Source organism: Enterococcus sp. AZ188 (assembly GCF_050544075.1).
Lineage (GTDB): Bacteria > Bacillota > Bacilli > Lactobacillales > Enterococcaceae > Enterococcus_D > Enterococcus_D entomosocium.
This window is the reverse complement of the sequence record NZ_CP172943.1, coordinates 1858401-1879795: the sequence shown is the minus strand read 5'-3', so window position 1 is coordinate 1879795 and position 21395 is coordinate 1858401. Positions and strand designations below refer to the sequence as shown.

The 21395-nt window shown below is 42.0% G+C and carries 17 protein-coding genes; 13 read left to right on the top strand and 4 right to left on the bottom strand.

Annotated features, from left to right (window positions below):
* The 6 genes from IGI86_RS08755 to IGI86_RS08730 all read left to right on the top strand — a co-directional run bounded on the left by IGI86_RS08755 (position 1) and on the right by IGI86_RS08730 (position 6396).
* Entirely contained in the window at positions 1 to 831 is an 831-nt protein-coding gene (locus tag IGI86_RS08755; protein ID WP_086299395.1) for an RDD family protein, read from the top strand.
* Positions 832 to 868: 37 nt separating this feature from the next.
* Entirely contained in the window at positions 869 to 1816 is a 948-nt protein-coding gene (locus IGI86_RS08750) for a hypothetical protein (protein ID WP_086299396.1), read from the top strand.
* Between the two features lie 119 nt (positions 1817 to 1935).
* On the top strand, positions 1936 to 3219 hold the full coding sequence (tig, locus tag IGI86_RS08745) for a trigger factor (protein WP_430617936.1): 1284 nt from the start codon (positions 1936 to 1938) through the stop codon (positions 3217 to 3219).
* Positions 3220 to 3444: 225 nt separating this feature from the next.
* Positions 3445 to 4689 carry an ATP-dependent Clp protease ATP-binding subunit ClpX gene (gene clpX, locus IGI86_RS08740; protein WP_005235713.1) on the top strand — a complete coding sequence of 415 codons (1245 nt, stop codon included), beginning with the start codon at positions 3445 to 3447 and terminating at the stop codon, positions 4687 to 4689.
* A 70-nt stretch (positions 4690 to 4759) separates the two neighbouring features.
* Positions 4760 to 5344, top strand: a complete 585-nt coding sequence (gene yihA / locus IGI86_RS08735) for a ribosome biogenesis GTP-binding protein YihA/YsxC (RefSeq protein WP_008382206.1) — start codon at positions 4760 to 4762, stop codon at positions 5342 to 5344.
* A 170-nt stretch (positions 5345 to 5514) separates the two neighbouring features.
* A complete protein-coding gene (locus tag IGI86_RS08730) occupies positions 5515 to 6396 on the top strand; it encodes a helix-turn-helix transcriptional regulator (protein WP_005235716.1) in 882 nt (293 codons plus the stop codon).
* 111 nt (positions 6397 to 6507) lie between these two features.
* Here IGI86_RS08730 and IGI86_RS08725 read toward each other — a convergent pair whose 3' ends face one another.
* Entirely contained in the window at positions 6508 to 6684 is a 177-nt protein-coding gene (locus IGI86_RS08725) for an SPJ_0845 family protein (protein ID WP_005235717.1), read from the bottom strand.
* Between the two features lie 130 nt (positions 6685 to 6814).
* On the opposite strand from IGI86_RS08725, the gene IGI86_RS08720 reads away from it, so the two are divergent.
* Positions 6815 to 8146 (top strand): hypothetical protein, encoded by a 1332-nt coding sequence (locus IGI86_RS08720; RefSeq protein WP_430617935.1) that lies wholly within the window; start codon positions 6815 to 6817, stop codon positions 8144 to 8146.
* Between the two features lie 42 nt (positions 8147 to 8188).
* On the opposite strand, the gene IGI86_RS08715 is transcribed toward IGI86_RS08720, so the two are convergent.
* From IGI86_RS08715 to IGI86_RS08705, 3 genes are read right to left on the bottom strand one after another with little or no spacing between them, the layout of a single operon-like run.
* Positions 8189 to 10114 (bottom strand): fructose-specific PTS transporter subunit EIIC, encoded by a 1926-nt coding sequence (locus tag IGI86_RS08715; RefSeq protein WP_194188486.1) that lies wholly within the window; start codon positions 10112 to 10114, stop codon positions 8189 to 8191.
* Between the two features lie 13 nt (positions 10115 to 10127).
* Positions 10128 to 11045 carry a 1-phosphofructokinase gene (pfkB, locus tag IGI86_RS08710; RefSeq protein WP_008380122.1) on the bottom strand — a complete coding sequence of 306 codons (918 nt, stop codon included), beginning with the start codon at positions 11043 to 11045 and terminating at the stop codon, positions 10128 to 10130.
* Positions 11042 to 11797, bottom strand: a complete 756-nt coding sequence (locus tag IGI86_RS08705; RefSeq protein WP_008380120.1) for a DeoR/GlpR family DNA-binding transcription regulator — start codon at positions 11795 to 11797, stop codon at positions 11042 to 11044. Before IGI86_RS08705 ends, pfkB begins: the two co-directional genes overlap by 4 nt.
* 205 nt (positions 11798 to 12002) lie before the next feature.
* Here IGI86_RS08705 and IGI86_RS08700 point away from each other — a divergent pair, with 205 nt between their 5' ends.
* The 6 genes from IGI86_RS08700 to gatB all read left to right on the top strand — a co-directional run bounded on the left by IGI86_RS08700 (position 12003) and on the right by gatB (position 21391).
* Entirely contained in the window at positions 12003 to 13469 is a 1467-nt protein-coding gene (locus IGI86_RS08700; protein ID WP_016611862.1) for an alpha-amylase, read from the top strand.
* Positions 13470 to 13683: 214 nt separating this feature from the next.
* Entirely contained in the window at positions 13684 to 15927 is a 2244-nt protein-coding gene (gene pcrA, locus IGI86_RS08695) for a DNA helicase PcrA (protein ID WP_430617934.1), read from the top strand.
* 13 nt (positions 15928 to 15940) lie between these two features.
* The gene (gene ligA / locus IGI86_RS08690) at positions 15941 to 17971 is read left to right on the top strand and encodes an NAD-dependent DNA ligase LigA (RefSeq protein WP_034872674.1); all 2031 of its coding nucleotides are present in this window, start codon (positions 15941 to 15943) and stop codon (positions 17969 to 17971) included.
* Positions 17972 to 18186: 215 nt separating this feature from the next.
* Positions 18187 to 18492 carry an Asp-tRNA(Asn)/Glu-tRNA(Gln) amidotransferase subunit GatC gene (gene gatC, locus IGI86_RS08685; RefSeq protein ID WP_005225977.1) on the top strand — a complete coding sequence of 102 codons (306 nt, stop codon included), beginning with the start codon at positions 18187 to 18189 and terminating at the stop codon, positions 18490 to 18492.
* Complete coding sequence (gene gatA / locus IGI86_RS08680; protein ID WP_430617933.1) at positions 18492 to 19964, top strand: Asp-tRNA(Asn)/Glu-tRNA(Gln) amidotransferase subunit GatA; 1473 nt, start codon at positions 18492 to 18494, stop codon at positions 19962 to 19964. The genes gatC and gatA overlap by 1 nt, the downstream gene beginning before the upstream one ends.
* A complete protein-coding gene (gene gatB / locus IGI86_RS08675) occupies positions 19961 to 21391 on the top strand; it encodes an Asp-tRNA(Asn)/Glu-tRNA(Gln) amidotransferase subunit GatB (protein ID WP_429967814.1) in 1431 nt (476 codons plus the stop codon). The genes gatA and gatB overlap by 4 nt, the downstream gene beginning before the upstream one ends.
* Positions 21392 to 21395 lie beyond the last annotated feature (4 nt).

Genomic DNA, 21395 nt, shown 5'->3' with positions numbered 1-21395 from the left:
ATGACAGATAAAAACAAGTATTCCGCTGCCGCATCGTTAACAGATGACAATCACACAAGTACATCAATCGATCAAAGGGAACAGCGCGAAACCTCCACACCGTCAACCGGTCATACGGATGTACGAACTGAAGCGCAGGTTTCAGAAACAGCCGAACCAGTAAACGCCAGCAAAGCGATGAAGAACGCACAAGTAAACCATCCCGATGATTTTTATCAACAAGTCTTGACGTCTTTTCAAGAAGAAGAGTATAACCAAAGTGAGATCGAAGAAAGACAAAAAGCGTGGCAACATTTTGAAGAACCTGAAAAACAGACCGAAGACAAACGGTTCTTTAATGACTTTCCTAGCTACTTTTTTGCCGGTTTTTGGATTCGTCTGTTTGCTTTTTTAGTGGATCTTCTAGTGATCCGGGCAATCACGCAAATAACGATTGGCAGTATCTATAATCTAGCGAATCTAACGGCAACTAACCAGCGGTTTGGACTTTACAACGTCTGTGCCTTAGCGATCTATCTGGGCTATTTTGTTCTGATGACGAAGCTGAATCATGGCCAAACAATTGGGAAAATGCTCTTTGGCATCCGCGTTATTTCTTTTGTAGAAGAAGAACTCAGTTGGCAAACGGTCTTGATTCGCGAACTTTGCGGGCGCTATGTGCTGCAATTCAATGTTTTCTTTTATCTCGGTTATTTACCAATCGTCTTTAATAAAAATAAGCAGCAGGCTGCGGATTATTTTGCAGAAACAAGTGTGGTAACCATCAATTTGATCAAGGCCTTTAATAAACAGGTGGATGCCAATCACGTAATGATTGGTGCACAAAACTAACTAGCAGATCAAGCAATTAGTAAAGGAGGGGTCGTGAATGGGTGAGACGATTGATTTCCCGGGACCAAATGAGCGGCTTCGTCTGGCGGCAGAAAAAGCCTACCAGTCAAAAGAGTTTTTGCAGGCTTTTCGTTTGTACAATGAACTTTATCAAAAAAACGCCAGTTTTGAGATCAATCAATGGCTCGTGGAATGCTTGCAACAGCTGAATGATTTTGCCAAAGCGTTAGATCTTGCGGAAGACTATCTAGATGATTATTTGAAACAAACTGATGGTTTTTTACAAATTGGTCATCTGCTGATCTTGGATGGTCAATACTTAAAAACTCGGCGCTGGCTTACATTAGGTCAGAAAACAAAAATTCCAAAACGCTATCAGGAACAGTTGGCTAGTGAACTAGTTAAAGTAGAAGAAGTACAACAAATTTTAGGATTGGAAGATTTTCATGGGAAACGCAAGCATTTACGCGCATTAGATGAAGCCAATCAACCGGTGAGTGCAACAGAGTGGCACGTTTTTACCCAAGCAATTACCAAATCACAATTTATCTCGCTGATGCATGACACGTTGGCTTCCATCAAAAATCCGTATTTGCTACCTAAATTAGTGGATGAGCTCGTGCGTCTTGAAGTGGACGAACCTTTTGACCTAATCGATTACCTTGGGAATATGCAGCAAATCGTTCCGAAAGAATTGAAACTTTTACAGGAGGATGACGCTGTTAAAGCGATCCATAAAGCGATCGAAGAAACGATCGCCCAAGAGGACCCGATTTTAGCGGAAAGTGTCTCAGCAGAAATCGATGATCATTTAGCGATAAGTTACCCGTTTTTACCGGCAAAAGAAGAGGCAAACGCATGGGTGGCAAGCTACATTGAAGATTATCGCGGGTTATTTGAAGAAAAAGAACAGCCAAAAGCAGACAATGAAATAGAAGAACGCAAACGACACTTGCGAAATATCCTACGTTTGAGCATTCGCTGAAAGAAAAATTCGCAACTTTCATGGTAAAATGTTTACAATTAAACAACGTTAGTGTACTATTTAAAGGTATGCATGAAGCTATTTCATATGTAAATCAATTAATATTCGGAGGGAAATAAATGACTGCAAAATGGGAAAAAACAGGCACCAATGATGGTGTTTTGACATTTACGATCGCTCAAGCGGAAATCCAAAAAGGCTTGACGACTGCATTCAATAAAGTGAAAGGCAATCTTAACGTACCTGGCTTCCGTAAAGGGAAAGTTTCACGCCAAGTATTTAACCGTATGTACGGCGAAGAAGCGTTGTATGAAGATGCATTGAACGCTGTTCTTCCAGAAGCTTATGAAGCTGCTGTAAAAGAAGCAGGGATCGATCCTGTTTCGCAACCAAAAATCGACGTTGACAGCATGGAAAAAGGTCAAGACTGGGTAATCAAAGCAGAAGTTACAGTAAAACCTGAAGTAAAACTTGGTGATTACAAAGATTTAACTGTTGAAAAACAAGACCGTGAAGTAACAGAAGAAGACGTTGATGCACGTATCAAACGCGAACAAGAAGCACAAGCTGAATTAGTTATCAAAGAAGACGAAGCAGCTGAAAATTGCGACACAGTCGTTATCGACTTTGAAGGCTTCTTAGGAGAAGAAACATTTGAAGGCGGCAAAGGTGAAAACTACTCACTTGAACTTGGCTCAAACTCATTCATCCCTGGTTTTGAAGAACAATTAGTAGGAACAAAAGCTGGCGATAGCAAAGACGTTACCGTGACTTTCCCAGAAGATTATCAAGCAGAAGATTTAGCTGGTAAAGAAGCAGTCTTCAAAGTAACGGTTCACGAAGTAAAAGCAAAAGAACTTCCTGAATTAGATGATGAATTCGCAAAAGACGTTGATGACAGCGTTGAATCATTAGCTGAATTAAAAGAAAAATATCGTGCTGAATTGACTGAAACAAAAGAAAAAGCAGCAGAAGATGCAAAAGATGAAGCTGCGATCCGTCAAGCAGTTGAAAACGCAGAAATCGTTGAATTACCACATTCAATGGTACATGATGAAGTACACCGTTCAATGGATGAGTTCTTGAACAATATGCAACGTCAAGGAATCTCACCAGAAATGTATTATCAATTAACTGGTTCAACTGAAGCAGATCTTCACACACAATTTGAAGGCGAAGCAGAAACACGCGTGAAAACAAACCTTGTCATTGAAGCAATCGCTAAAGAAGAAGGTTTGGAAGCAACAGAAGAAGATATCGAAAAAGAAATCAAAGAACTTTCTGAAGCTTACAATATGCCAGTAGATCAAATCAAACGCGTCTTAACAGAAGACATGTTGAAACATGATATTACAATGAAAAAAGCAGTTGAACTTGTAACAGGTACTGCAAAAGAAGCGTAGGCAAAACTCTAAAAACGGCGAACATCTAGTGGTGTTGGCCGTTTTTTCATGGGAGTAAATAGGGGGTATTTCGGAATTACTAACAAATGATAAGAAAACGTTAGGCAAAGTAAAAATGACTTTTTCTTTCAAAAAAGTTATGATATGATTGTTTAAGACTGCAAAGTTAGTAAACCAAATTCCACTCCTTTAAATAGGTTGGAAAATTTTCAAGGGGTGAACAGTATGTACGATAATACAAACGGTAATGAAGCTGTTCGTTGTTCTTTTTGCGGAAAAACGCAAGAAGAGGTGAAAAAGATCGTTGCAGGGCCTGGGGTCTATATCTGTAATGAGTGCATTGATTTGTGCAAAGAAATCATTGATGAAGAGTTTTACGAAGAAGCAGTTCGGGAGTTTACCGAAGTGCCGAAACCGCAAGAACTATTGAATGTCCTCAATGAATATGTGATTGGACAAGATCGTGCCAAACGAACATTGGCTGTAGCGGTTTATAATCACTACAAACGCGTCAATGTAGAAACGACAGCTGAAGATGTGGAGTTACAGAAAAGCAATATTTGCTTGATCGGACCAACAGGTTCAGGTAAAACATTTTTGGCACAAACGCTAGCACGTTCACTGAATGTGCCTTTTGCAATCGCTGATGCAACCAGTTTAACAGAAGCCGGCTATGTCGGTGAAGATGTGGAAAATATTCTTTTGAAGCTTTTACAAGCTGCTGATTATAATGTAGAAATGGCTGAAAAAGGGATTATCTATATTGATGAGATCGATAAAATCGCCCGTAAGAGTGAAAATGTATCGATTACTCGTGATGTCTCCGGTGAAGGTGTTCAGCAAGCTTTGCTGAAAATCCTAGAAGGAACCACTGCTAGTGTGCCGCCTCAAGGGGGACGGAAACATCCGCATCAAGAGATGATCCAAATCGATACGACCAATATTCTCTTTATTGTTGGTGGGGCGTTTGACGGGATCGAAACAATTGTTAAAAACCGCTTAGGTGAAAAAACCATTGGGTTTGGTACAAACAACAAACGTCTTGAAGAAGGCGAGAGCGTGATGCAACAGATCATTCCTGAAGATTTGCTTAAATTCGGTTTGATCCCTGAATTTATCGGCCGTTTGCCAGTGATGGCTGCTTTAGAGAAATTGACGGTAGATGATTTAGTGCATATTTTGACTGAACCAAAAAATGCCCTTGTCAAACAATATCAAAAATTGATGGCATTAGATGACACAGAACTCGAATTTGAGCCAGAGGCTTTACGTGCGATTGCTGCGCAAGCAATTGAGCGAAACACCGGTGCTCGTGGATTACGTTCGATCATCGAAAATATCATGATGGAAGTCATGTTCAATGTTCCTTCTGATGAGTCGATTCAAAAAGTCACTATTACGGAAGAAGCTGCGAAAGGACTTGGCGAACCAAAAATCATTTACAATGAAGAGACAAAAAAAGCAGTCTAATCGAGACCAAGTCGGATAGTTTCATTGCTATCCGGCTTTCTTTTTGAAAAAAATGAAAAGGAGCGATCCAATGAAAGTACATGAAGCTGAGATCGTCATTAGTGCTGTTTCACCAGCACAATACCCAGATACACCCTTACCGGAGATTGCCTTAGCAGGGCGCTCCAATGTCGGTAAATCTTCCTTTATCAATACATTGATTAACCGTAAAAACTTAGCCCGAACCTCGTCAAAACCGGGGAAAACCCAAACATTGAATTTTTATTTGATTGAAAATACGCTGCATTTTGTCGATGTCCCTGGCTATGGCTATGCAAAAGTATCAAAAACCGAGCGAGCAAAATGGGGAAAAATGATTGAAACGTACCTCGAACAAAGAGAGCAGCTGCGAGCAGTAGTATCTTTGGTAGATTTGCGCCATGCACCTTCCCAAGAAGATGTTCAGATGTATGAATTTTTAAAGTATTATGAGATCCCTGTGATCGTTGTTGCCACCAAAGCAGACAAAATCCCTCGTGGGAAATGGAATAAGCATGAAAGTATGATCAAAAAAGCGTTGTCCTTTGATCCAGCTGATACGTTCATTCTTTTTTCTTCCATTACCAAACAAGGAAAAGAAGAAGCATGGAAAGCCATCGAAGCAGCAATCAAATAATTTTGAATAAAGAAACGAAGCGAGCAAGTCGCTCCCTTCGTTTTTTTGCTTTTTAAAAGTAAAAATTGGGGATTTAGGCTATTCTACGGAGCGTAGAGTGCCAAATTTGCCCAATTTCAGCGAAAATCTCCTTAATATTTGTTAAACTTGTAACAAGGAGGTGTGGTCGAATGCATGAAACATTAAGTAAAAAATTAAAAGACTATCGATCAAGACATAACTTAACCCAGAAGGAATTAGCTGCGAGGTTATTTGTTTCTGATAAGGCCATTTCAAAATGGGAACGAGGAAATGGGTTGCCAGACATCGAGACATTGGTTCGTCTCGCCGATTTATTAGGCACTCCAGTGGAAGAGCTATTAAAAGAAAAGAAAGAAACCTACTATTATGAATACAAAAGTGAACGGAGGGTTCTACGGCTTCCGTTAATGCACATTTTGATTCCCAATTTATTCTTATTACTGAATCAAGTGACGAGCGTTCGAGAGTTTTTTGTTCTGATGAAAGAGGTACCAACTGCCAGCGGCTGGTTTAGTCTTGGTGTCAAAGCCAAAGGGGTTATTGCTTTGGGAATTGTCAGCTTAGGTTTTTTATCGATTGGCTTATTGTCCTTCGGAATGCTGGGGATTGGGACAGTCAGCACCGGTGTTATTGCAATAGGGAACCTCTGTTTTGGCTTTTTAGTTGGGATTGGCAATCTTGCTGTCGGCTCGATTGTTGTCGGTAATCTTGGCATTGGCTGGCTCGCTTTAGCAAATGTCGCAATTGCGTGGATTGGGGTTGCCAATTACGGCGTGGGGAGTTTTATGGCTGTTTTGCCATCAAATTCAACCACAGAGGATTTTAACCAAGCCATTCAACAACTCTTAGCTTCGGAGATCCCTGACTTGATCAAGACCACTATCTTTGAACCAATGATTCATTTTACAAATTCACCGATTTTTGTGGTGATCTTCGTGATGACGATCTTAGCAGCCGTCTTCCTTATTCTCTGCTTGTTGACCATTGGCTTGGTGCGCTTACGTCAAAGCATGATGTATGAAGAGCTATAAGGAAACCATTAGATGCCAATTCTGATTGCTGCATTTAAGTAGACTCAGTGGCTCATTTTCTATTCGCATAAGTAAAAAGGCAAGGGACGGAAGCGTCCTTTGCCTTTTTTATTAGTCTGCTTTCTTACTATCTTTTGGTTGTTTTTTATTCTCATCATCAGGTTCGTTTTTTAAGAAACGTTCAATATCGTTTTGTTGCTTTTTATTGTCCTTATCGTTATCGGGAAGAAAGGCAAAATCATCAAACATTTTATCTAGCGAGTCTTCTCGTTGGAATTTTAAGCCCATAAGGTTCACCTCCAAGCGCCTTTAGTTTACCACGAACGGTCGTAGATTTCACCAAAAAAAAGCGAAATAGTGTTCAATCGTTTCTCCCTTTACTATAATTAAAGAAAGGGGATAGAAAAGAGGGATAGCGATGATCAAAACTGAAAAAATTTACGGCTTTCTACAATCGACACAAATGGAAGCATCACAGTTACGTTTGTTGATTGAAAATTGGTTCGCTTTGGTTCGTCTTAGCTATCAGCCGACGGAATACTATTACAATCAGCAAGAAAAGAAACCTTATGATTTTGATGAGGTCAGTCAACTGCTGCATAGCGCCCCTGAAGAAATCAATACTGAATTGATTGTGACGGACGGCCAAAATGAGTCCAGTATCCATATCATTCAAGAGGCTGTTTTACAACGGCACCTGTTTACGAAAGACGTATTCTCCACACAGAAAACAGTGATTTTAAGTTACTTCGATGAAACGATGCAAAGAGATGGAATGTTTGGCTATTTGCGTTCATATGATGAGTACCTGATGCATAACGTCGAGCGAATCGAGAAAAGACAAAATTTTCAATCGATTGCTGAAATCAACGCGTTACCGAAGCGGAAAAATTTTGAACAAGAGATCGTTATTGATTGCAATCAATTTGCTGGGTACGATGTTTTTTACAATGGCTACACACTGACCTCTTGTTGGCGAATGTACTTTTCGGTATTCTATGCCCGTATTATTCCTCAGGTGATCATTACGGATGCGCAACAAGTCGAGCAGGTCCAAGTTAGAGATCAGGGAACCGTGATGGTGGAATTGTATCGCGATCCGTTTCAGTGGGATCACGAGTTGAATCTTTCATACCAGCGTTTGTTTCGCGATCAAACTGGGATCGATCAATTGACATGGGATAATGGCGTCGGTATTTTGAGGGAACCATATATTGAGTACGCCTTTGGCGACCAATTGATCCAAACCATCCAGTACCAAAATGATCGGCTGCAGCCGACGACTAAGCGTAACGCGACACATTTCGTCACTCGAAGCTTCGATTTGGTGAACGAAGAGTACCAGGAGCGACGGGTGAAAGGTTACTTGAATGCACAAGCGTATTTTCCTTGGATCGACCAAGACCGGTTGCGCATGATGGATTATATTGTATTAAAACCGGAATTGACTATAGATGATGGAATTGAGGCATATGCCTTTTATATTCGGAATCACCTCGAAATTGATTACTCAGAGGATCGCTTTAAAGACTATACAGCTTGCTTACAATTTTATTTACCAGAAACAGCCTTGAAGGAGCTGCCGATAGACGGATTGAAAGCAGCGATGCCGGATGTTCATTTTGGGTATTTGCACCGCACGCGCAAATATACGTGGGTCAATCTAAAAAAGAATGGCAAGAAACTTCGAGTGTATTTTATGAATACCCAAAAGCTAGTCGAACAGCAGCTCTTTACCAATCAAGAATGAAAAAGACCCGCAAGATCACGAGGATCTTGCGGGTCTTTTCAATTAGGCAGCTTGTTCAGGCGCTTTTTTCAACAAACCGAATACAACGCCAGAAACGATCGCACCGATTAAGATGAATAGCAAGAACAAAATTGGTTTAGATAATAATAGAACAACGAAGATCCCACCATGTGGTGCCATTAATTGGATATCAAAGGCACCGACAAGCGCACCAGTCAGTGCAGAACCAACGATAAAGCTTGGGATCGCCCGCAATGGATCTGCTGCTGCAAATGGGATCGCACCTTCTGTGACGAAGGATAGCCCCATGACGATGTTTGTTAAACCAGCTTCTTTTTGGTCTTTGGTGAATTTATTTTTAAACAATAACGTTGCGACAAAGATTGCCAATGGAGGAACCATTCCGCCCGCCATTACAGATGCCATCACGACGCTACCACCTTCAGCAACGGTCGTTGCCAATGTTGCAGTACCGAAAACATAAGCGGCTTTGTTGATTGGGCCACCTAGATCGGCTGCCATCATTGCTGCTAACAAAGCACCAAGTAAAGCGGCGTTGGTACCACTTAAGCCAGTCAAGAAGCTATTCAAACCGTCATTGATGGCTTTCATTGGCACGTTGATCAGTAACATCAAGAAGCCAGTGATCAATAGGCCGAAAACAGGGTAGAAGAGGATCGTTTTGATTCCTTCTAATGATTTTGGTAAACCTTTGAATAATGAACGCAAGAACTTGATGACATAACCAGCTAAGAAACCGCCAATCAATGCTCCTAAGAATCCAGCACCACCCGTATTTGCTAGGGCACCTGCTGCGAAACCGACGATCAATCCAGGTCGGTCACTGATACTTGAAGCGATGAAACCAGCTAAGACAGGTAGCATAAAACCAAATGCCGCGCTACCGATTTGATTGAACCAAGAAGCTGCTTGGTTGTAGTTTCCTAATTGACTCAAGGCATCTTGAGGGACACCCATGAACTGGTCCACCATGAAGGAAATAGCGATCATGATTCCACCGGCAATAACAAATGGTAACATGTGAGAAACACCATTCATCAAATCTTTATAGATTCGTTGACCGACTGAACCATCAGCTGAAGCGTCCTCTTTATCAGAAGCTTGGCCGCTACCGTGAAAAACAGGAGCAGTTCCGCTCATTGCTTCATTGATTAATTGCTCGGTCTTACGGATACCATCGCTCACAGGACGGTTTACTAAATGTTTACCGTCAAAGCGATCCATTTCAACTTTTTTATCGGCAGCTACGATCACACCAGCAGCTCGGGCGATATCAGCTTCTGTTAAACGATTTTTGATTCCTTCTGAACCATTTGTTTCGACTTTGATGTCAACACCAAGTTCTTTGGCTTTCTTTTTCAAAGCATCTTCTGCCATGTAGGTGTGGGCGATCCCTGTCGGGCAAGCTGTAACTGCGACGATATAGGGACGTTCGCTAGCAGGTGCTGCTTCTTGGTTTGCCGCTTCTTCTGCTAAAGCATCGGCTTCTTGCTGTGCCTCAGCTTCTGAGAAAAGTTGTTGTACTTGATCAGCAGTTGTCGCTGTTTTTAGTTTAGCAACGAAATCTGGATCGATCAATAAGCGAGATAGAGCTGCTAACGCTTGTAAATGAGTATCATTTGCTCCTTCTGGTGCTGCGATCATAAAGAAGAGGTACGTTGGTTGTCCATCTAACGCCTCATAGTCGATACCCGCATTACTCTTTGCGAATAAAACCGTCGCTTCTTTGACTGCACTGTTTTTGGCATGGGGCATTGCGATGCCGTCACCTAACCCTGTTGAGGTTTGGGCTTCTCGGGCAAGAATTCCTTCTTTGTAGATTTCGACATCTGAAATCCGTCCGACAGCATATAATTTTGCTACCATTTCATCAATGGCACCTTTTTTGTCTGTTGCTTGCAAGTCCATGATCATGGCATCTTTCAGCATCAACTCATTGATTTTCATTTTTTCCATCCTCCTATAGATTCACTTGTTCAATAATGACTTCCGGTAGTAATTCTTCGATAAATGACGCCTCAGCTAAATCATCTGAGAACGCAGTGGCACTGCCACAAGCGACCCCCCATTTGAATGCTTCAACCACATCTTTGGTCTTTGCGTAACGCCCAATGAATCCAGCAATCATGGAATCTCCAGCGCCAACTGAATTTTTCAAAGGTCGTTTCAACACATTGGAGCGATAGATCTCATTGCCAGTAAAGAGCAGGGCACCATCACCACCTAGAGAGACGATGACATTTTTAGCGCCATCCTTTAGCATTCTTTGGCCATAAGGCAAAATATCTTCGATTGTTGAAAAAGAAGTTTCATAAAGTTCCGCTAATTCATGATTATTTGGTTTGATCAGCAAAGGCTGATCGGATAAGGCATCAAATAGTTCCGCACCAGTCGTATCAATGACAAATTCTGCACCAGCTTCTTTAACGATTTTGATCAATTCTTTATAAAAGTCGGCTGGAAGACCAGCTGGTTTACTTCCTGATAGGATGACGATGTCTTCGGCAGAAAGAGCGGCTAATTGGTGTTTCAATTCAGCGATTTCTTGCTCTTGAATGACTGGACCAAGGCCGTTGATTTCTGTTTCTTCGCCGGATTTTAATTTGATATTGATCCGGGTATCGGCAGCGACTTGCGTAAAATTGCTGTTGATTTCCTCTTTGGTCAGCCACTCTTCAATAAAACGACCAGTAAATCCGCCAACAAAACCAAGGGCAGTCGAGGAGATGCCAATTCGCTTCAAAATACGTGAGACATTGATTCCTTTGCCACCAGGTAGTTTAAAGTCTTGTTTCATTCGATTAAGGGCACCGATCTCCAAATGATCGACGTGGACGATAAAGTCGATCGATGGATTGAGTGTTACTGTGTAAATCATTGTATTACCTCCATAATGGTTGTTTTTGCTCTGAATTTCGCTAAATAGTTTTTTGGGCAATAATCGGTGATGATCGTTGCACCTTCAATAAAAGCAACTTGAGCAAAAGTTGTTTGCTGAAACTTGGAATGGTCTAGCAAGACATAGCCTTGTTGGCTATGTTCCAGAGCGATCTGCTTGATCAGGGCTTCTTCTGGATCGGGTGTGGTGAAACCAGCTTCCGAATGAGCACCGTTCATGCCCATAAAACAGCGGTTAAAGCGCAATTTACGCAACTGTTCACCGGCATTGATCCCTAACACAGCGTTGGTAGCTATCTTGATGGTTCCCCCTAAAATCATGGTGTCGATCCCGTGATCAATCAGTAGGGAAGCGTGCTTGACGGAGTTCGTGACAACTTTCAGCGCTGTGATGGTCGATAAGAAAGGAATCATTTCAAGGGTCGTTGTTCCTGCGTCTAGATAAATGACTTCACCATTTTTGATCGTTTGTGCGGCTGCGCGAGCAATTTTTTGTTTTTCTGTTTGAAACTTCGCTTTTTTTTCAGACATGTTGGGTTCAAAACCTAATTGCTGGCTTTTTTTGGCCCCGCCGTGAATTCTAACTAGAAACCCTTTATCTTCCAGTTCTTGGAGATCTCTGCGGATTGTTGACTCTGAAGCATCCAGCAGTTGGATCAGTTCACTGACTTTGACGATCTCCTCTTGCTCTAATCGTGCCAAAATCGCTTGATGCCGCTCCTCTGTAAGCATTTACATCACCTCTTCACCTGCCATAGTAACATATGATTCATTCAAAATCAATCATAAACAGTAAAAAACATTCATAATGAAAGCGTGAATAATAGAAATCGGTCACAAACGGTCATGCTAACCTTCATTTTCCTGAGATTGCTGTCCTTATATTTGACAATTTTTACTATTATTTGGCTTAATTGAATTAAGGGGGGATAAATAAATGAATAACAAAGTCATTTTACAAGGGTTCGAATGGGACCTGCCGGCAGATAGCCAACACTGGAACAAATTGAAAGAAATGAGTAAAGAAATCAAAGAGTATGGATTTACCGCAATTTGGCTGCCGCCTGCCTATAAAGGGACAGCTGGGTCCGAAGACGTTGGGTATGGTGTCTATGATTATTATGATCTAGGCGAATTCGATCAAAAGGGGTCGGTGCCAACAAAATATGGAACCAAGGATGAGTATTTGGAAGCCATCAAAGCACTACAAGAACAAGGAGTTGAGGTTTATGCCGATATCGTCTTTAATCACTTGATCGGCGCCGATGAAAAGGAGGTCGTTCCGGCGGTTAAATACAATACCGAAAACCGCAATGAACCGATCAGTGATGAAGAAGAGATCGAAGCTTGGACTAAATTCACTTTCCCAGGACGTAAAGGAACTTACAATGACTATGTCTGGACCTGGCATAATTTTTCTGGTGTCGATTATGATGATCGCAATAAAGACCACGGGATTTTTAACTTCGCTGATAAGGGCTGGGAAAACCAAGTGGATGATGAAATGGGTAATTACGACTATTTAATGGGTTGTGATCTGGACATGGAAAATCCTGAAACGGTGGAACAGCTCAATAAATGGGGGCAATGGTACCAAGAGCTGACTGGTGTTGATGGCTATCGCTTAGATGCGGTGAAACACATTGAGTTCAACTATTACGCAGATTGGATCTTGAATCGTCGGGAAGAAAAAGGCAAACCACTATTTGTTGTCGGAGAATATTGGTCAGGGGATCTGCCAAAATTAGAAGAGTATTTAGATTCTTCAGGAAATCTGATTTATTTATTCGATGTGCCTTTGCACTATAATTTATATGAAGCATCTCACTCGAATGGCGAATATGATATGAGTCAAATTTTTGCCGGTACACTGACTGCCGCGCGCGAAGATTATGCCGTGACTTTTGTAGACAATCATGATACGCAAGTCGGACAAAGTTTACAATCTTGGATAGACGGATGGTTTAAAGTCCATGCTTATTCATTGATCCTTTTACGAAAAGCGGGTGTACCGGTTGTTTTCTGGGGTGACTTATTCGGAATCCCAGCGCAAGAAATCGCTCCTGTTGGTGATGCTTTGATCCATATGTTAAAACTTCGAGAGAAGCTTGCATTTGGGAATCAAGTCGATTATTTCGATGATCCTAATTGTATTGGCTGGGTATTAACTGGCGATTATGAACATGAGCTTTCTGGATTGGCGGTCGTGATGACCAATGCTCAAGGTGCGGAAAAAGAAATGACCATCAGCGCGATCCATGGTGGAGAGACCTTCGTGGATATATTGAGAAATAATGAAGCGAAAGTTGTTTTAGATGATACCGGAAAAGGTGTTTTCCCGGTCAATGATGGGCAAGTGTCAATCTATGTGAATGAAAAGCTAGTAGAGAAATACTTTAGCTGATCTCTTTCAATAGTCATAATAAGAGGCTGGTAAGTTTACAGCCTTTTTATTATGTAAACAAACAACGGACTGACTTTTTTCTTTCAAAACTGATGGCATCGTGAGTACTAAAATCAAAGCGCTTTTAATTAAAAGTTTTCAAAGCGTTCGGTTTTCCCCTTTCCCGGATAATGCTATAATTGAGAAGATTGAGAAAGAAAGGATGTTTAAAAGCATGTCATCCAAAAGTGAATTACTTGAACGCATGAATCCACGGCAAAAAGAAGCCGTTATGCATACGGAAGGACCGTTGCTGCTGATGGCAGGGGCAGGAAGCGGGAAGACCCGTGTCCTAACCCACCGAATCGCCTATTTAATAGAAGAAAAAAATGTAAATCCATGGAACATTTTAGCCATCACTTTTACCAATAAAGCGGCGCGGGAAATGAAGGAACGGGTAAGCCAATTATTAGGTTCCGGTGGAGAAGACGTTTGGGTCTCGACCTTCCACTCGATGTGTGTCAGAATCTTGCGCAGAGATGTTGATCGAATCGGTTATTCGAAGAATTTTACTATCATTGATTCTTCTGAACAAAATACCCTGATGAAACGGGTATTAAAAGAATTGAATATCGATCCCAAAAAATATGATCCTCGTTCCATTTTGGGAACGATCTCTCATGCAAAGAACGAGCTATTGACACCTGAAGCTTACCAAGCCATGGAAGGTAGTCTATTTGAGCAGATCGTGGGTCGTTGTTATGAAAAATATCAAAAAGAGCTGCGCAATAATCAATGCATGGACTTCGATGATTTAATCATGAATACGATCCGCCTCTTCCAAGACAATGAAGATGCGCTGCAATTTTACCAACGGAAATTCCACTATATCCATGTCGATGAATACCAAGATACCAACCACGCCCAATACACGCTGGTCAATTTATTGGCCGCTCGTTTTCGAAATCTTTGTGTTGTTGGGGATGCGGACCAAAGTATTTACGGTTGGCGTGGTGCCAACATGCAAAATATTTTAGACTTTGAAAAAGACTATCCGGATGCCGCAACGATATTGTTAGAGCAAAACTATCGTTCAACGCAAACGATTTTAAATGCGGCAAACCAAGTAATCAAAAATAACCGCAACCGCCCAGACAAAAATCTGTGGACAGAAAATCGTGATGGGGAAAAAATCACTTATTATCGCGGGGATAGTGAACGAGATGAGGCGCGATTTATCGTCAGTGAAATGCAGAAACAAATTGCAGAAAAGAACCGTAAATTCGGTGATTTTGCGATTTTGTATCGGACCAACGCCCAGTCACGGATCATTGAAGAAATGCTTTTAAAAGCCAACGTTCCTTATACGATGGTCGGCGGCAGAAAGTTCTATGACCGCAAAGAAATCCGTGATATTTTGGCTTATTTATCGGCGATCGCCAATCCTCGTGATTCCATCAGCTTGGAACGAATCATCAATGTACCAAAACGTGGGATCGGTGCGACATCCGTCGAAAAACTACGAGATTTTGCGAATCTTCATGAGTGGTCATTGCTAGAAGCAGCCATGAACGTCGAGTTGGCGAATATTTCTGGAAAGGCCGGCAAAGAATTAGGAAGCTTTGGGATGATGATGGATGGCTTCGCCCAAATGGTTCCTTACCTCTCAGTAACTGAACTGACGAAAGAAATATTAGAAAAGACGAGTTATCGTCAAGAGTTAGTCAACCAGAATAATTTAGAAGCACAAGCTAGACTTGAAAACCTGGAAGAATTTTTATCGGTTACCCAAGAATTCGATAAACGATTTGAGGCGCAAAACGAAGACGATGCAGATGCACCAGATGAAAAGTTGAGTGTTTTCTTAAATGACTTAGCTTTATTGTCAGACGTCGATAGTTATGAAGAAGAAAGTAGTCAAGTGACGTTGATGACCTTGCATGCTGCAAAAGGACTGGAGTTTCCAGTGGTATTCTTGATTGGTTTGGAAGAAAATATCTTCCCGCTTTCTCGGGCTTTAATGGAAGAAAGCGAACTCGAAGAAGAACGGCGCCTTGCTTATGTGGGAATCACTCGTGCTGAGGAAGAGCTCTTTATGACCAACGCTTTTTCCAGAACATTATACGGTCGTACCCAATACAATCGTCCGTCACGGTTTATCGAGGAGATTGAACAAGATCTGCTGCAATCATTAGGCGAGCGTTCACAACCGAAAGCTGCTGCACCGTTTCAACCAAAAGTCTTTAAACCGAGCTATACACAGCCGCGTCAAACGACCGTCGCTTCTAAGCAACAGACCTCTGCAGCTGGTAATACATGGCAAGTAGGCGAGAAAGTTCAACATAAAAAATGGGGAATCGGTACGGTCGTTCGGACGACTGGCAGCGCGCAAGACATCGAATTAGATGTGGCGTTCCCACAACAAGGCGTCAAACGATTGTTGGCGGCCTTTGCGCCGATTGAAAAAGTTGAAAAATAAGGAGGATATTAGGATGGATGTCCCTTCAAAAGAAATCCAATCACGAGCAGAAGAGCTGCGTACGCAATTAAATCAGTACGCGTACGAATACTATGTAAAAGATCAACCTTCTGTTGAAGATTATCTCTATGATCAGCTGTATGCAGAACTGGTTGAAATTGAAACCAATTATCCGCAGCTAATAACCGAAGACTCACCCACCCAACGAGTAGGCGGCATCATTTTACCTGGCTTTGAAAAAGTCACCCATGATATCCCACTTTATAGCCTGAACGATGTCTTTGACAAAGAAGGAATCGTGGCTTTTGATGCTCGTGTTCAAAAAGCATTGGGGAAAGCGGTAGATTATGTCTGCGAGTTAAAGATCGATGGATTGTCAATTTCCTTGAAATATGAAGAAGGGCGCTTTGTTCGGGGAGCGACTCGAGGAGATGGTACGGTAGGTGAAAACATTACAGAAAACCTAAAGACTGTCAAATCGATCCCACTGAAATTAAAAGAACCGATCTCGTTGGAAGTTCGTGGCGAATGCTATATGCCAAAGGCTTCGTTTTTGAAATTGAATCAACAGCGAGAAGAAGAAGGGGTGGAGGTTTTTGCCAATCCGAGAAACGCAGCTGCTGGAAGCTTACGTCAATTAGACACTCGGATCGCAGCCCAAAGAAACTTGAGCACCTTTTTATACACACTAGCTGACTTTGGTCCAATTGAAGCTAATGATCAATTTTCAGCATTGAATGAACTGGATCAATTAGGCTTTCGTACAAATCACGAACGCAGAGTGTGTCACACCATCGATGAAGTGTGGGCATATATCGAAGAGTTTCATGACAAGCGCAGTGAGCTCCCGTATGAGATTGACGGCGTAGTCATCAAAGTCAATAATTTTAAAGATCAAGATGCGTTAGGCTTTACCGTAAAAGCACCCCGATGGGCGGCGGCATATAAGTTTCCACCGGAAGAAGCGGAAACAGTGATCGAAACGATCGAATGGACCGTGGGACGGACGGGTGTTGTGACACCGACCGCTGTTATGACTCCTGTTCGTGTTGCTGGAACGACGGTCAGCCGTGCTAGTCTCCATAATGTAGATTTCATTAAAATGAAAGACATTCGCATTGGCGATTCGGTCATCATCTATAAGGCGGGGGACATTATTCCAGAGGTTGCGAAAGTCTTGGAAGAAAAACGCACGGAAACAAGTGAACCCTTTGAAGCGCCTACACATTGTCCCGAATGTGGGAGTGAGCTGATCCATTTAGATGAAGAAGTTGCCTTGCGTTGTATCAATCCGAAGTGTCCAGCGCAGATTAAAGAGGGCTTAAGCCACTTTGTTTCCCGAAATGCTATGAATATTGATGGTTTAGGGCCACGTGTTTTAGAGCAAATGTTCGATAAATCCTTAGTCAAAGATGTGGCCGACTTGTACTTTTTAACAGAAGAACAATTGCTGACCCTCGATAAAATCAAAGAGAAATCAGCTAATAACCTTTTGCGTGCCATCCATCAAAGCAAAGAAAATTCAGTTGAGCGCTTGATTTTCGGGCTAGGCATCCGTCATGTTGGTGCCAAAGCGGCTCGGATTTTAGCGGAACATTTTGGTGACCTTCGGACCCTTAGCAAAGCCAAAGAAGAAGAGATCATTTCGTTGGAAACCATTGGTGCTACAATTGCAGAAAGTGTCGTTACGTATTTTGACAATCAAGAAGTTCACGACCTTTTAGATGAACTTGAAAAAGCGGGTGTTAACTTTGCTTATCTAGGGCTGAGAACGGATCAATTGGAAGAAGTGGAGTCGCCATTTAAAGAGAAAACAGTCGTTTTGACAGGGAAATTGAGTCATTTCACCCGCGAAGAAGCCAAAGAAAGAATCGAAAACCTTGGTGGAAAAGTCACCGGAAGTGTGTCGAAAAAGACTGATATCGTTGTTGCCGGGGAAGAGGCTGGCAGTAAACTGACCAAAGCCCAGTCCCTAGGCGTTACCGTTTGGGATGAAGCTCAAATGGTGGCTGCGATCGAAGGCAGTCATTCGGCAGAACAATAACTGTTAAGTATTGTCACAGACGAGAAGCAGTTGTTTCTTCTTGTCTAATTGAAATCATTTCTTCCCTGCAATACGAGGAAAGAAATGATTTCTGCTTTTATTTGCAATTATATTTGATAATTTTCAAATTCTATTTCATGATTTGTTAAAAAAATGATACAATACATTGGAAAAACGTAAACGTAGATTACGGATACGAGAAAGAGGAGGATTTTATGGCGATCAGCGAAGAACAAGTCAAACACGTTGCCAAACTAGCAAAACTTTCATTCTCAGACGATGAATTACATGAGTTTACCTCTCAGCTAGGAAAAATTATTGATATGGTAGAAACACTTGAAGAAGTGGATACTACAGGAGTACCCTTTACATCGAATGTCGCAGAAACGATCAATGTGATGCGTGAAGATGTAACGACAGGTGGCTGGGACCGTGATGAATTAATGAAAAATGTTCCAGAATCCGAAGAAGGCTTTATTAAAGTGCCTGCAATCATTGACAATGGGGAGGCGGGTGCCTAATGACTGAACTATATAATAAAAGCTTAGAAGAATTGCATAGCTTATTAGTGTCAAAGGAAATTACTGCGACAGATCTAACGAGGGAAACCTTTGCTCGCATTAAAGAAACAGAGCCAAAAGTCGATGCGTTTCTTGCATTGAACGAAGAAAAAGCCCATGCGTTAGCGCAAGCTATCGATCAAAAAGGTATCACTGAAAGCAATGTGTTGGCAGGGATTCCCATTGGGATCAAAGATAACATTGTTACCAAAGATCTACGCACAACAGCTGCTTCAAAAATTTTAGGCAACTTTGACCCAATCTACGATGCAACCGTCATGGACAAAGTTTACCAAGCAGACATGATTCCAGTAGGTAAGTTAAACATGGATGAATTTGCGATGGGGGCGAGTACGGAAACGTCGTTCTTTAAGAAAACAAAAAACGCTTGGGACGAGACAAAAGTACCTGGTGGTTCATCAGGTGGCTCGGCGGCTTCCGTTGCAGCGGGACAAATCCCCTTATCATTAGGTAGCGATACGGGTGGTTCGATTCGCCAACCAGCAGCTTTCAATGGAATCGTCGGGTTGAAGCCAACATACGGACGGGTTTCTCGTTTTGGTTTGATCGCGTTTGCATCTTCGTTAGATCAAATTGGTCCAATGACCCGTGGTGTGAAAGACAATGCCATCGCATTAAATGCCATCAGTGGGTTTGATGCAAAAGATAGTACGTCAGCCGGGGCAGCTGTTCCTGATTTTACAGCAGGTCTGACTGGTGATATCAAAGGCATGAAAGTTGCTTTGCCAAAAGAATACTTAGGCGAAGGAATTCAAGCGGGCGTCCGAGAAGCGATCTTAAAAGCTGCAGACACTTTCCGTGCGTTAGGAGCGACCGTGGAAGAAGTCAGCTTGCCACATTCAAAGTATGGGGTAGCTGTTTACTATATCATCGCTTCTTCAGAAGCAAGTTCTAATTTGCAACGTTTTGACGGCATCCGTTACGGTTTCCGTTCAGAAAATGTCAGCAATTTAGAAGATGTCTATGTTAATTCGCGCAGTGAAGGATTCGGGGAAGAAGTAAAACGTCGGATCATGTTAGGTACGTTTTCACTAAGTGCTGGCTACTACGATGCCTACTTCAAAAAAGCCGGTCAAGTACGAACGTTGATCAAACAAGATTTCGATAAGGTCTTCAGCCAATACGACTTGATCATTGGCCCAGCTTCCCCAACGGTAGCATTTGGTATTGGAGAAAATATCAATGATCCGATCACTATGTACTTGAATGATATTTTAACCATTCCTGTGAACTTAGCAGGACTGCCAGGGATGTCGATTCCAGCAGGTTTTTCTGAAGGACTGCCTGTCGGCTTGCAGATCATTGGGAAACATTTTGATGAAGCAACCATGTATAAAGCGGCTTATGCCTTTGAACAAGCAACTGATTTCCACACGAAAAAACCAGTGATTTTAGGAGGGGATAAGGCATGAACTTCGAAACAGTCATTGGGCTTGAAGTCCACGTAGAATTAAAAACAGAATCAAAGATTTTTTCTCCAGCACCTGCTCACTTTGGCGCTGAACCAAATAGCAACACGAATGTGATCGACTGGGGCTATCCAGGTGTTTTACCAGTAATGAACAAAGCGGCTATCGAATTTGGGATGAAAGCTGCGCTTGCGTTGAATTGTGAAATCTCAAAAGAAACACATTTCGACCGCAAAAACTATTTCTATCCTGATAATCCAAAAGCCTATCAAATTTCACAATTCGATCAACCGATAGGTCATGATGGGTGGATTGAAATCGAAGTGGAAGGCAAAAAGAAAAAAATCCGCATTGAGCGAGTTCATTTGGAAGAAGATGCCGGGAAAAACATGCACGGCAAAGGCGGTTATTCTTATGTTGATCTGAATCGTCAAGGAACCCCTTTGATCGAGATCGTTTCCGAAGCAGATATGCGTTCACCAGAAGAAGCATATGCGTATCTAGAAGCATTGCGCTCAATCATCTTGTTTACAGAAGTATCTGATGTGAAGATGGAAGAAGGTTCCATGCGTTGCGACGCCAATATTTCGTTGCGACCTTACGGCCAAGAACAATTCGGAACAAAAACAGAATTGAAAAACTTAAACTCTATGTCCTTCGTGAAAAAAGGTTTAGCATTTGAAGAAAAACGCCAAGCCAAAGTATTGCTTTCTGGAGGCGAGATCCAACAAGAAACTCGTCGTTTTGATGAAGCAACCAGCAAAACTTTATTGATGCGTGTCAAAGAAGGTTCTTCTGATTATCGTTACTTCCCAGAACCAGATATCCCACGATTTGTGATCGATGATGAATGGATCGAACGGGTACGTCAAAGCTTGCCAGAAATGCCGCAAAAACGTCGTGCCCGTTACATCTCTGAATTGGGCTTACCAGAATACGATGCAATGGTCTTGACTTTATCAAAAGAAATGTCCGATTTCTTTGAAAAAACCATTGATGCCGGTGCTGATCCCAAACAAGCTTCTAACTGGTTGATGGGGGAAGTTTCAGCGTATCTGAACAGTGAAAAATTGGAACTGCCAGAAACGAAATTAACCCCAGACAATTTAGCGGGAATGATTCGTTTGATTGCCGATGGCACCATCAGCTCGAAGATTGCGAAAAAAGTCTTCAAAGAATTGATCACAAACGGCGGCGACGCTGAAGAAGTCGTAAAAGCCAAAGGATTGATCCAATTATCAGATCCTGCGCAATTACTACCAATGATCAATGAAGTACTAGATAACAACCAACAATCCGTCGATGACTTTAAAAAAGGAAAAGACCGCGCAGTTGGTTTCTTAGTTGGTCAAATCATGAAAGCAACCAAAGGACAAGCGAATCCAGGCGTTGTGAACAAGCTGTTGCAAGAAGAACTAGCAAAGCGATAAGAGG

Excerpts from the sequence above, each read along its gene's own strand:
- yihA (WP_008382206.1), top strand. The coding sequence starts at position 4,760 with ATGAAAGTACATGAAGCTGAGATCGTCATTAGTGCTGTTTCACCAGCA.
- IGI86_RS08730 (WP_005235716.1), top strand. The coding sequence starts at position 5,515 with ATGCATGAAACATTAAGTAAAAAATTAAAAGACTATCGATCAAGACAT.
- IGI86_RS08725 (WP_005235717.1), bottom strand. The coding sequence starts at position 6,684 with ATGGGCTTAAAATTCCAACGAGAAGACTCGCTAGATAAAATGTTTGAT.
- IGI86_RS08755 (WP_086299395.1), top strand. The coding sequence starts at position 1 with ATGACAGATAAAAACAAGTATTCCGCTGCCGCATCGTTAACAGATGAC.
- pfkB (WP_008380122.1), bottom strand. The coding sequence starts at position 11,045 with ATGATTTACACAGTAACACTCAATCCATCGATCGACTTTATCGTCCAC.
- IGI86_RS08715 (WP_194188486.1), bottom strand. The coding sequence starts at position 10,114 with ATGAAAATCAATGAGTTGATGCTGAAAGATGCCATGATCATGGACTTG.
- pcrA (WP_430617934.1), top strand. The coding sequence starts at position 13,684 with ATGTCATCCAAAAGTGAATTACTTGAACGCATGAATCCACGGCAAAAA.
- IGI86_RS08750 (WP_086299396.1), top strand. The coding sequence starts at position 869 with ATGGGTGAGACGATTGATTTCCCGGGACCAAATGAGCGGCTTCGTCTG.
- IGI86_RS08705 (WP_008380120.1), bottom strand. The coding sequence starts at position 11,797 with ATGCTTACAGAGGAGCGGCATCAAGCGATTTTGGCACGATTAGAGCAA.
- IGI86_RS08700 (WP_016611862.1), top strand. The coding sequence starts at position 12,003 with ATGAATAACAAAGTCATTTTACAAGGGTTCGAATGGGACCTGCCGGCA.
- ligA (WP_034872674.1), top strand. The coding sequence starts at position 15,941 with ATGGATGTCCCTTCAAAAGAAATCCAATCACGAGCAGAAGAGCTGCGT.
- clpX (WP_005235713.1), top strand. The coding sequence starts at position 3,445 with ATGTACGATAATACAAACGGTAATGAAGCTGTTCGTTGTTCTTTTTGC.
- gatC (WP_005225977.1), top strand. The coding sequence starts at position 18,187 with ATGGCGATCAGCGAAGAACAAGTCAAACACGTTGCCAAACTAGCAAAA.
- IGI86_RS08720 (WP_430617935.1), top strand. The coding sequence starts at position 6,815 with ATGATCAAAACTGAAAAAATTTACGGCTTTCTACAATCGACACAAATG.
- gatB (WP_429967814.1), top strand. The coding sequence starts at position 19,961 with ATGAACTTCGAAACAGTCATTGGGCTTGAAGTCCACGTAGAATTAAAA.
- gatA (WP_430617933.1), top strand. The coding sequence starts at position 18,492 with ATGACTGAACTATATAATAAAAGCTTAGAAGAATTGCATAGCTTATTA.
- tig (WP_430617936.1), top strand. The coding sequence starts at position 1,936 with ATGACTGCAAAATGGGAAAAAACAGGCACCAATGATGGTGTTTTGACA.